The 10,332-nt window shown below is 72.8% G+C and carries 9 protein-coding genes and 1 rRNA gene; 6 read left to right on the forward strand and 4 right to left on the reverse strand.

Going from position 1 to position 10,332, the window contains the following annotated elements; genetic code table 11:
• Positions 1-76 (forward strand): 5S ribosomal RNA (gene rrf / locus C1I95_RS37345); the annotation flags it as partial.
• A 158-nt stretch (positions 77-234) separates the two neighbouring features.
• Entirely contained in the window at positions 235-1,470 is a 1,236-nt protein-coding gene (locus C1I95_RS27765; RefSeq protein ID WP_111218162.1) for an MFS transporter, read from the forward strand.
• A 37-nt stretch (positions 1,471-1,507) separates the two neighbouring features.
• Here the strand turns inward: C1I95_RS27765 and C1I95_RS27770 are convergent, their stop codons facing one another.
• Positions 1,508-2,191 (reverse strand): hypothetical protein, encoded by a 684-nt coding sequence (locus tag C1I95_RS27770; protein ID WP_111218150.1) that lies wholly within the window; start codon positions 2,189-2,191, stop codon positions 1,508-1,510.
• A gap of 69 nt (positions 2,192-2,260) precedes the next feature.
• On the opposite strand from C1I95_RS27770, the gene C1I95_RS27775 reads away from it, so the two are divergent.
• From C1I95_RS27775 to C1I95_RS27785, 3 genes are all read left to right on the forward strand, one after another.
• Entirely contained in the window at positions 2,261-4,879 is a 2,619-nt protein-coding gene (locus C1I95_RS27775; protein WP_111218152.1) for a valine--tRNA ligase, read from the forward strand.
• Between the two features lie 155 nt (positions 4,880-5,034).
• Positions 5,035-6,306, forward strand: coding sequence for a bifunctional folylpolyglutamate synthase/dihydrofolate synthase (locus C1I95_RS27780; RefSeq protein ID WP_233513925.1), 1,272 nt, complete (start codon positions 5,035-5,037; stop codon positions 6,304-6,306).
• Positions 6,303-6,725: a DUF4233 domain-containing protein gene (locus tag C1I95_RS27785; protein WP_111218154.1), complete on the forward strand. Its 423-nt coding sequence runs from the start codon at positions 6,303-6,305 to the stop codon at positions 6,723-6,725. Before C1I95_RS27780 ends, C1I95_RS27785 begins: the two co-directional genes overlap by 4 nt.
• A 63-nt stretch (positions 6,726-6,788) precedes the next feature.
• Here the strand turns inward: C1I95_RS27785 and C1I95_RS27790 are convergent, their stop codons facing one another.
• Positions 6,789-8,312: a VOC family protein gene (locus C1I95_RS27790; protein WP_111218156.1), complete on the reverse strand. Its 1,524-nt coding sequence runs from the start codon at positions 8,310-8,312 to the stop codon at positions 6,789-6,791.
• Between the two features lie 143 nt (positions 8,313-8,455).
• Between C1I95_RS27790 and ndk the strand changes: the two genes are divergently transcribed.
• The gene (gene ndk / locus C1I95_RS27795) at positions 8,456-8,881 is read left to right on the forward strand and encodes a nucleoside-diphosphate kinase (protein ID WP_111218158.1); all 426 of its coding nucleotides are present in this window, start codon (positions 8,456-8,458) and stop codon (positions 8,879-8,881) included.
• Between the two features lie 22 nt (positions 8,882-8,903).
• Here the strand turns inward: ndk and sigJ are convergent, their stop codons facing one another.
• Both sigJ and C1I95_RS27805 read right to left on the reverse strand, forming a co-directional pair.
• Positions 8,904-9,827 carry an RNA polymerase sigma factor SigJ gene (sigJ, locus tag C1I95_RS27800; RefSeq protein WP_233513924.1) on the reverse strand — a complete coding sequence of 308 codons (924 nt, stop codon included), beginning with the start codon at positions 9,825-9,827 and terminating at the stop codon, positions 8,904-8,906.
• Positions 9,776-10,216: a carboxymuconolactone decarboxylase family protein gene (locus C1I95_RS27805; protein ID WP_111218160.1), complete on the reverse strand. Its 441-nt coding sequence runs from the start codon at positions 10,214-10,216 to the stop codon at positions 9,776-9,778. The genes sigJ and C1I95_RS27805 overlap by 52 nt, the downstream gene beginning before the upstream one ends.
• Between the last annotated feature and the right edge of the window lie 116 nt (positions 10,217-10,332).

Genomic DNA, 10,332 nt, shown 5'->3' on the forward strand with positions numbered 1-10,332 from the left:
GAACCCGGAAGCTAAGCCCTCCAGCGCCGATGGTACTGCACCCGGGAGGGTGTGGGAGAGTAGGACACCGCCGGACACTCTTTCGTTTAGGGCCACCCCGCACGGGGTGGCCCTAAACGCATTCCCACACCTGATTCCCAGCGGTCATCGCCAGAACGGCGTCCCATTGGCGCGGGCGCTCTGGCGGCGATAAACCGGAGGCGGGTGGCCGACGCCGGCGCTAGCGTCACGCGGGTGACGGCGCGTACGGCGGAGACGGACAGTTCTCCCGCGCTGTGGCGGGACCGCGACTTCGCCGTCTTCTGGTCGGCCCAGACGCTGTCCGTGGTGGGCGACGGGTTCGCCTCGGTGGCCGTACCGCTGCTGGTGCTCCAAGTCACCGGGTCGGTGGCGCTGATGGGCCTGCTCACCGCGGTCGCCGGCGTCGCGGCCGTGGCCACCGCGGTGTTCGCGGGCGTGCTGGCGGACCGGGCGGACCGGCGACGCCTGCTGATCGGCTGCGACCTGGCCCGAGCGGTGCTGTTCGCCGCCGTACCGGTGGCGTGGCTGTGGGGACCGCAGCTCTGGCTTCTCTACGTCGTACTCCCGGCGAGCGCCGCGGTCGGCATGGTCTTCCGGGTGGCGTACGTGGCGGCGGTGCCCGGGCTCGTCGACGTCCGGCGGATCACGGAGGCCAACGGCAAGCTGTCGGCGAGCTACGCCATCGCCGGCATCGGCGGACCGCTGCTGGCCGGGGTGGTCGCCGCCAGCTTCGGGTACGCCACCGCAGTAGCGGTAAATGCCGCGAGCTTCACCGTGTCGGCCCTCGCGCTGTGCGCCGTACGCCTGCGGCAGGTCCGGGTCGAGCGGACCGCACCGACCCTCGCCGGCCTGCGCCGCGAGCTGCTGGACGGTGCCCTCTTCCTCTGGCATCACCCGGTGCTGCGCAGCTTGACCGTGCTGCTGTCGGTCTTCCTGTTCCTCACCTACGGGCTCGACGACGTGCTGATCTACCACGTCGGGCACAACCTGGGCGGCTCGGACCGCACCGTCGGTCTGGTGCTGGGGCTCGCGGCCGGCGGGACCGTGGTCGGCTCGCTGGTGGTGGCCCCGCTGCGGCGCCGGATCGGGTTCGGGGCGACCTGGTCGGGCAGCATGGCGGTGGCCGGCGTGGCGGTGGCGGCGGTGGGCTCGGTGCGTACCGTCCCGGCGGTCACCGCCCTGGCCGCGGCGTACCTCGGCGGGTTGGCTGTCGGTGCCATCTGCTCGTTGTCACTGCGGCAGGAGGTGACCCCGAACCATCTGCTCGGCCGGGTCACCTCGGTGTTCTGGGCGACCCACTACGCGCTCGGGCCGCTCGGCGCGGCGGTCGTCACGTGGGGCGCCGAGGCGTACGGCGTACCTGTGGTGTGTGCCGTGGCCGGCGGTGGGTGCGTCCTGGTCGCCCTCGCGGCGCTGGCCACCCCGGTGGTCCGCACCCGTCCCGGCTGATTCGGCGACCGGCCGACCCTGGGTATGCCCGCAGGCGTCAGTCGCGGGTCTGGACGGCCGCGCGGATCTCCCGCAGCAGTGCCGCGGACTCGTCGACCGGCCGGAAGGGGAACATGGCCATCACCACGCTGCCGTGGTCGGCCCAGCCGCAGACCGCGAAGTCGCCGCCGTCGCCGCTGGTGATGCCGCACCGCATCACACCGCCGAGCTTGCCGGCCGACACGCCACGCAGGCCGGTCACCGCGCCGGTCTCGTCGGACATCAGCGCGAACAGGCTGTCCAGATCCCGCTCCGGCTGCCAGAGCAGGGTGGTGCCGCCGAAGATCAGCACGGAGCGTCGGGCGTCGGCTGGATCCTGGTAGACGGCGCCGAAGCTGCTGTCCAGCTGGATGTCGGCGGCGAGGCCGCTGCGCAGGTAGTCGGCGGTGCTCGACGCCCGTTCGCTGTCGTCCCGGGTCAGCCCGGCGACCGTGTCCGGGGTGGTGATCCGGGCGTCCTTCTGCTGGGTGATTCGCCAACCCCAGGTGCCGAACGCGGCGATGCCGGCGAGCGCGAGGACCGACAGCAGCACGACCACGACGCGCCGTCGGCGGCCCCGGACCGCCGCCCGGTCGGTGGCCTCGTCCGGGGCGCGGTTGCTCAGCTCGATCGGCTTGTCGGTGAGGTCGACCGGCGGGGTGCCCTCGTCGAGCTGGCGGGCGGTGAGATGTGCGTCGGACATAGCCGACACCGTACGCGAACGACCGGTGGCGCACGTCGGGTCCGCCGAAGCGCTCCGTAGACTTTCAGGGTGACCGAGAGACTGGATGCCCGACGCCCCGACGCCCCGACCCTTGCCGGCCAGTACCAGCCCGGCGAGGTAGAGCAGCGACGGTACGAGCAGTGGGTAGCCGACGGTCGGTTCCGGGCGTCGGCGGACAGCGACAAGCCCCCGTACACCATTGTCATCCCGCCGCCGAACGTCACCGGTTCGCTGCACATGGGTCACGCGCTCGACCACACCGTGCAGGACGCCCTGGTCCGGCGTAAGCGGATGCAGGGCTTCGAGGCGCTCTGGCTGCCGGGCATGGACCACGCCGGCATCGCCACCCAGAACGTGGTCGAGCGGCAGTTGGCCGCGCAGGGCCTGTCCCGCCACGACCTGGGCCGGGAGAAGTTCGTCGAGCGGGTCTGGCAGTGGAAGGCCGAGTCCGGCGGCGCGATCCTCGGCCAGATGCGCCGGCTCGGCGACTCGGTGGACTGGGACCGCGAGCGCTTCACCATGGACGAGGGGCTGTCGCGCGCCGTCCAGACCATGTTCAAGAAGCTGTACGACGACGACCTGATCTACCGGGCGAACCGGATCATCAACTGGTGCCCGCGCTGCCTGACCGCCCTGTCCGACATCGAGGTGGAGCACACCGACGACGACGGTGAGCTGGTGTCGATCCGCTACAGCGACGAGGTGGTGGTCGCCACCACCCGGGCCGAGACGATGCTCGGCGATACCGCCGTGGCGGTGCACCCCGACGACGAGCGGTACCGGCACCTGATCGGCACCGAGGTCGAGCTGCCGCTGACCGGGCGGCGGATCCCGATCGTGGGTGACCCGCACGTCGATCCGGCCTTCGGCACCGGCATGGTGAAGGTGACCCCGGCGCACGACCCGAACGACTTCGAGATCGGGCAGCGGCACGACCTGCCCGCCCTGACGATCATGGACGAGCGCGGCGTGATCACCGCGCACGGCCCCTTCCAGGGGCTGGACCGGTTCGAGGCCCGCCCGGCGATCGTCGCCGCGCTGCGCGAGGAGGGGCGCATCGTCGCGGAGAAGCGGCCGTACGTGCACGCCGTCGGCCACTGTTCGCGGTGCCGGACCACCGTCGAGCCCCGGCTGTCGCTGCAGTGGTTCGTGAACACCTCGCCGCTGGCCAAGGCGGCCGGTGACGCGGTGCGTGACGGCCGGGTCCGGATCGAGCCGGCGGAGTTGGCCAAGCGCTACTTCGCCTGGGTCGACAACATGCACGACTGGTGCATCTCCCGGCAGCTGTGGTGGGGCCACCGCATCCCGGTCTGGTACGGCCCGGACGGCGAGGTCGTCTGCGTCGGGCCCGACGAGCAGCCGCCGACCGGCGAGGGCTGGCATCAGGACGAGGACGTGCTGGACACCTGGTTCTCCAGCGGCCTGTGGCCGATCTCCACCCTCGGCTGGCCGGAACAGACCCCGGACCTGGCCAAGTTCTATCCGACCAGCGTGCTGGTCACCGGGTACGACATCCTCTTCTTCTGGGTCGCCCGGATGATGATGTTCGGCCTGTACGCGATGGACGGCAAGCAGCCGTTCGACGTGATCGCCCTGCACGGCATGGTCCGCGACGAGCACGGCAAGAAGATGTCCAAGTCGTTCGGCAACGTGGTCGACCCGCTGGACTGGATCGACCGCTACGGGGCCGACGCGACCCGGTTCACCCTGGCCCGGGGCGCCAACCCCGGCGGCGACGTGCCGGTCAGCGAGGAGTGGTGCCAGGGGTCGCGGAACTTCTGCAACAAGCTGTGGAACGCCACCCGGTTCGCGTTGATCAACGGCGCGCACACCAACGGGCCGCTGCCGGTCGCCGACCGGTTGTCCACCGTCGACCGGTGGATCCTGTCCCGGCTGGCCCACGTCACTGCCGAGGTGGACGAGCAGTTCGAGGCGTACGAGTTCGCCAAGGTCTGCGACCTGCTGTACCACTTCGCCTGGGACGACGTCTGCGACTGGTACGTCGAGCTGAGCAAGCCGGTGCTGGCCGGTGGCGGCGAGCCGGCCGAGGTCAGCCGCCGGATCCTCGGTCACGTGCTGGACGAGTTGCTCCGGCTGCTGCACCCGGTGATCCCGTTCGTCACCGAGGAGCTGTGGACCGCGTTGACCGGCGGCGAGACGCTGCTCACCGCGGCCTGGCCGGCGGCCGACCGGGCGCTGGTCGACGACGCCGCCGAGGCGGAGGTGGCCACCCTGCAACGGGTCGTCACCGAGGTCCGCCGGTTCCGCTCCGACCAGGGGCTGCGCCCGACCCAGCGGGTCGTCGCCCGGCTCGACGGGCTGGCCGGTGCCGGTGTCGCGGCGCACGAGCCGCTGATCCGGTCCCTGGCCCGGCTCGACCCGGCCGGCGACGGCTTCCAGGCCAGCGCGACGCTGGCCATGCCGGGGGAGGTCAGCGTGGCGTTGGACACCCGGGGCTCGATCGACGTGGCCGCCGAACGGGCCCGGCTGACCAAGGACCGCGCGGCGGCGGAGAAGGAGGCCGGGCAGGCCCGGGCGAAGCTGGACAACCCGGCGTTCGTCGGCAAGGCCCCCGAACACGTCGTCGTCAAGATCCGCGAACGGCTGGCCGTCGCCGAGGCCGACCTGGCCCGCATCGACGCCGCCCTGGAGGCGCTTTCCTCGTGACCGACCGCACCGACCGCACCGACCGCACCGACCGCACCGACCGCGCCCGCGCCAACTCCCGGGCGGGCGCGGAGCCTTCCGACCGGACCAACCGCGCCGGGCACGCCGCCTTCGCCGAGGTCGAAGCCGAGCTGGCCGGGCGTGGGTTCACCCGGATGGTCTTCGAGCTGGACCGCATCTCGTCCCTGCTCGACCTGCTGGGCAGCCCGCAGCGGGCGTACCCGTCGATTCATTTGACCGGGACCAACGGCAAGACCTCCACGGCCCGGATGATCGACTCGTTGCTGCGGGCGTTCGGGCTGCATACCGGCCGGTACACCAGCCCGCACCTGGAGACCGTCCGGGAGCGGATCAGCCTGGACGGCGAGCCGGTGGACGAGGCCCGGTTCACCGCCGTGTACCAGGAGGTCAAGCCGCTGGCCGAGCTGGTCGACGACCGCTCGGCCGAGCCGCTGACCTACTTCGACATGACCACCGCGCTGGCGTTCGCCGCCTTCGCCGACGCCCCGGTCGACGTGGCCGTGGTCGAGGTGGGTCTGGGCGGGGCCGAGGACGCCACCAACGTGATCCAGGCCGGGGTGTGCGTACTGACCCCGATCGGGCTGGACCACACCGAATGGCTCGGTGACACGCTGCAGGACATCGCGGTCGCCAAGTCCGGCATCATCCATCCCGGCGCCACGGTGATCTGTGCCGTTCAGGAGGAGGAGGCCGCCCGGCCGATCCTGCAACGGTGCGCCGAGGTGGGCGCGACCGTCGCCCGGGAGGGCTCCGAGTTCGGCGTACTGCGCCGGGCGGTCGCGGTCGGCGGGCAGGTGCTCACCCTGCAGGGTCTGGGCGGGGTGTACGAGGAGGTGTTCGTCCCGCTGCACGGTGCCCACCAGGCGCAGAACGCGGCGCTGGCGCTCGCTGCCGTCGAGGCGTTCCTCGGCGCCGGCGCCCGCCGGCAACTGGATGTGGAGGCGGTGCGGGAGGGCTTCGCCGCCGCCAGTTCCCCCGGGCGGCTGGAGCGGGTCCGCAGCGCCCCGACGATCCTGCTGGACGGCGCGCACAACCCGCAGGGGATGGCGGCCACGGTCACCGCCCTGCAGGAGGAGTTCGCGTTCAGCAAGCTGGTCGCGGTGGTGGGCGTGCTGGCCGACAAGGACGCGGCCAGCCTGCTGGAGCTGCTGGAGCCGGTGGTCGACCAGCTGGTGGTGACCCGGAACAGCTCGCCACGGGCGCTGCCGGTCAAGGAACTGGCCGCGCTCGCCGCCGAGGTGTTCGGGCCGGATCGGGTCGAGGTGGCCGAGGAGATACCGGACGCGATCGAGGCGGCGGTGGCGCTGGCCGAGGAGGACGTACCGGGCGAGCTGGCCGGTGTCGGGGTGCTCATCACCGGCTCGGTGGTGACCGTGGCAGACGCCCGCCGGTTGCTGAAGCGATGACCGGGCCGGACACCGCGCCCCGATCGGACGATGCCGGCCAGTCCGGCGATGCCGGCCAACCCGGTGGCGCGCCGGGGTCACGCCGGTCGGGGTTGCGTGACCCGCAGCGGGCGGTACGCGGCCTCGGCGCGGGCACCCTCGCCCTGGAGGCGCTGGTGCTGCTGCTGGCCATCCAGCCGATCAGGGTGGTCGGCGGTGACCTCGGCGGCCCCGCGATCGGGGTGGTGGTGGCGCTGGCGGTGGCCTCGGCCGTGCTGGCCGGCATGATGCGCCGGTCGTGGGCGTGGCATGCCGGCACCGTCCTGCAGGGGCTGCTGTTGCTGTCCGGGCTGCTGCACTGGTCGCTGTTCGTCCTGGGCGTCATGTTCGCGCTGGTGTGGGCGTACGCCCTGCACGTGCGCCGGGTGATCCTGGGCTGAGCAGCTGGGTGACCCGGCGGGCCGGCAACAGCTGAACCGCCCACAATCAGTTGCGCGGAGCGACTACGCCTCGGCGCGCTCCCGCCACTGGGTCAGTGCGATGCCATGACCGTCCGGGTCGCGGAACGCCGCCGCCCACACCTCCAGCTTGGTGCCCCGGTTGACCACCCGTGGGGCGTAGGTGAACCGGACGCCGGAGTCGCGCAGCCGCTCGTACGCCGACTGGATGTCGTCCACGTCGAGGTTCACGTGCACCAGGCGACGGCTGATCGGCTGGGCGCCGGTCACCTCCCGCAGCACCAACCGGGTCGCCCCAGAGGCGAGCACGGCGTTGCCGGTGCCCCGGTCGACCTCGCTGAACCCGAGCCGGTCCCGGTAGAACTCCAGGGAGCGGGACAGCTCGGTGACCAGCAGGGTGATGCCCACGCCACTGATCGGCGCGGCCGGGTCGGCGGCGTCCGGGTCGAAGCCGAAGATCGCCTCGTCCAGCTCCCGAGCGCCGACCGTCTCTGCCCGGCCGCCGGCCGGCGGAACCCGGGTGCCGACCGGCCGGTCCCCGGTGGCTGCGGCTCCCGCGCCACTGGCCGTACTCGGGCGCGGCGCCGGATCGTCCAGCGGCAGGTCGAGCGGGTCGAGCGGGTCCATCGGATCCGTCGGGGCGGGCGGCGGCGGGTCGGCGAGTCGCCCGGCTGGCGGCGGGTCGGAGAGTCGCCCGGCCGGCGGCGGGCTGGAGAACTGCTCGGCCGGCGGCGGGCCGGAGAATTCCCCGGCCAGCGGCGGCTCCTCCTCGGCCGGTGGCGCCGCGAAACGCTCCTCGTCGGATGGCGCCGCGAACCGCTCCTCGGCCGGCGAGCGGGGTGCGGGCGTGGCCCGGCGGGGCAGCGGTTGGTCGCTGGCGTGCTCCACCACGGTCCCCTCCAGCACGACCGGGCCGCCCGGGCGCTGGCGTACCCGCACCGTCTCCCGCTGTTCGACGGGCTCGGCCGGGTCGTCGCGGCGCGGGTCACCCAGCGGATCGCCCAGCGGGTCGTGGAAGTCGTCCTCGGGTGTTCGTCCGGCCCACGGCGGGGCCTGCTGCCCGATGAGCACCTCGTCCGGCGGGCCCTGGCCGACGAACTCGCTGGCGAACTCCGGGGGCAGCTCGGCGGTGCCGGCCTCGGCGTGGGTGGGCACCTCGTCCCAGAGGACCCGGACGTGTCGCGGGTCGTCCAACGCCACCCGGATCGGCAGGGACTGGCCCAGTGACGGCCACTTGGAAACCGGCACCCGCGGCTCGATGATCTTCTTCGACCGGGGCGGGAGTCCGGGAGCGTCGATCACCAACTGGAGTTCGCAGCGCCCGAAGGCGTACTGGGTGGGCGGCTCGGAGGCGCGGTGCACGTGCCCGGCGCCGACCACCCAGGTGCGGCCGCCGCCGCGTACGGTGGCCAGCGCGATCGCCAGCACCAGCAGGGCGACCCCGAGCGCGACGATGGCCCAGCTGGTCATGCCCAGGCCGAAGAGGATCACGAAGGTGGCCACGGTGCCGAGCACCGCGGCGATCAGCTTGCGTACCGGTGCGATGGGCCGGCTCCCGCCATTCGCCACAGTGGACCTCCCGGGTGGTCAGGGCCAGGCTAGGCCGGATCGGAGGCCGGGGGAAGGACCGACCACCGCGCCGGCGCCGGGACCGGGTCGCTAGGCTGACCGTACCCAGCCCGACCGGCTTCCGCCCTGAGGAGGAACCCAGCGTGTCCAGCAGCAGCCCGGACGAGCGCTCGCTCGTACTGATCAAGCCCGACGCGGTTCGCCGTGGAATCGTCGGCGAGATCATCTCCCGCTTCGAGCGCAAGGGGCTGCGGATCGACGCGATGGTGTCCCGGACGATGGACGCCGCGCTGGCCGACGAGCACTACGCCGAGCACGTCGACAAGCCGTTCTACCCGCCGCTGAAGGCGTTCATGACGGGTGGCCCGCTGGTCGCGCTGGTGCTCTCCGGCGACCAGGTCATCGAGGTGGTGCGCGGCCTGATCGGGGCCACCGACGGGCGCCGCGCCGCCGCCGGCACCATCCGGGGTGACCTCTCCCTGTCCAACCGCGAGAACCTGGTGCACGCCTCCGACTCGGCCGACAGTGCCAAGAGGGAGCTCGCGCTCTGGTTTCCCGAGCTGGGCTGATCCACCGAGCTGAGCCGACGCCTCAGGCCAGCCAGGGCAGCTTGTCGGGGTTGGCCACGATGAAGACGTCGGTGATCCGGCCGGCGGCGGTGCCGAGGGTGACCACGTACCTGCGGCCGGCTGTGGGCACCATCACGGCGGCCGGCTGACCGTTGAGTTCCGTGCGGTGCACGGTCAGCAGCCCGCCCCGGTCCCGGATCCCCAGCACGAACCGGGCGACCCGGTCGGCCCCGGTCACCGGGTTGCGGGCGGCCCGCACCCGGCCGCCGCCGTCGCTCCACGCGGTCGCGTCCGCGGCGACCAGGTCGGTCAGGGCGGCCAGATCGCCCTTGTCGGCGGCGGCGATGAACGCCTCCAGTAGCCGCTCCTGCTCCGCCCGGTCGGCGGTGAACCGGGGCCCACGCCCGATCCGGAGGGTGGCCCGGTGGTGCAGCTGACGGCAGTCCTCGGCGGATCGGTCCAGCAGTTCGGCGATCTCGGCGTACGGCAGCTCGAAGGCGGTGTGCAGCACGTAGACCGCGCGCTCCGGCGGGGTGAGCCGCTCCAGCAGGTGCAGCAGTGCGGTGGAGAGCGAGTCGCGCAGTTCGACGCGTTCCAGCGGCCCGAACGGCGACGGCGCGGTCGGTACGGGCTCCGGCAGCCACGGCCCGACGTACGCCTCCCGGGTGGCCTGTCGGGCCCGCAGCCGGTCCATCGCCAGGTGGGTCACCACCCGGGACAGGTAGCGGCGTGGCTCGGTCACTCCGGTGCGGTCGATGCGTACCCAGCGCAGGTACGTCTCCTGCAGCACGTCCTCGGCGTCGTGCCGGCTGCCCAGCAACCGGTACGCCAGCCCGAGCAGCATCGGCCGGTGCGCGTCGAGCGCACCGGCCGCCTCTGCCGCGTCGACCGGGCTCAGCCGTCCGTGGGGGGCTGGCTGCGGAAGGTCACCGCGATTCGGTTCCACACGTTGATTGTGGCGATGGCCAGGACCAGGTCGGCGAGGGCCTTCTCCGGCCACACCGCGGTGGCGGCCGCCCACACGTCGTCGGGCACCCCGTGCTCGCCCAGCCGGGTAACCGCGTCGGTCAGGGCCAGTGCGGCGCGCTCCCGCTCGTCGAAGAAGGGCGCCTCGCGCCAGGTGGCCACCGCGAACAACCGGCGGTTCGACTCCCCGGCAGCTGCCGCTTCCCGGCTGTGCATGTCGACGCAGTACGCGCAGCCGTTCAGCATCGACGCGCGCAGCTTCACCAGCTCCAGCACGGTGTGGTCCACGTTGGCCCGGACATACTTCTCCAGCCCCAGCACGCTCTGGTACGCCTCCGGCGCCACCTCGGCCACGTTCATCCGCTGCATGACGACCTCCCTGTCGGTGGATCTGACACCGACCCGACGGCCCGGGCGCGCCGCAGCGTGACAGCCCGGCCCTGTGACGCCGGTCATGCGCCGGTGGGGAGGGGGTTATCGGGGGG

This window comes from Micromonospora craterilacus (assembly GCF_003236315.1).
Taxonomy (GTDB): Bacteria; Actinomycetota; Actinomycetes; order Mycobacteriales; family Micromonosporaceae; genus Micromonospora; species Micromonospora craterilacus.

Coding starts and splice junctions, on each gene's coding strand:
- C1I95_RS27770 (WP_111218150.1), bottom strand. CDS start 2,191: ATGTCCGACGCACATCTCACCGCCCGCCAGCTCGACGAGGGCACCCCG.
- C1I95_RS27780 (WP_233513925.1), top strand. CDS start 5,035: ATGGTCTTCGAGCTGGACCGCATCTCGTCCCTGCTCGACCTGCTGGGC.
- C1I95_RS27785 (WP_111218154.1), top strand. CDS start 6,303: ATGACCGGGCCGGACACCGCGCCCCGATCGGACGATGCCGGCCAGTCC.
- C1I95_RS27805 (WP_111218160.1), bottom strand. CDS start 10,216: ATGCAGCGGATGAACGTGGCCGAGGTGGCGCCGGAGGCGTACCAGAGC.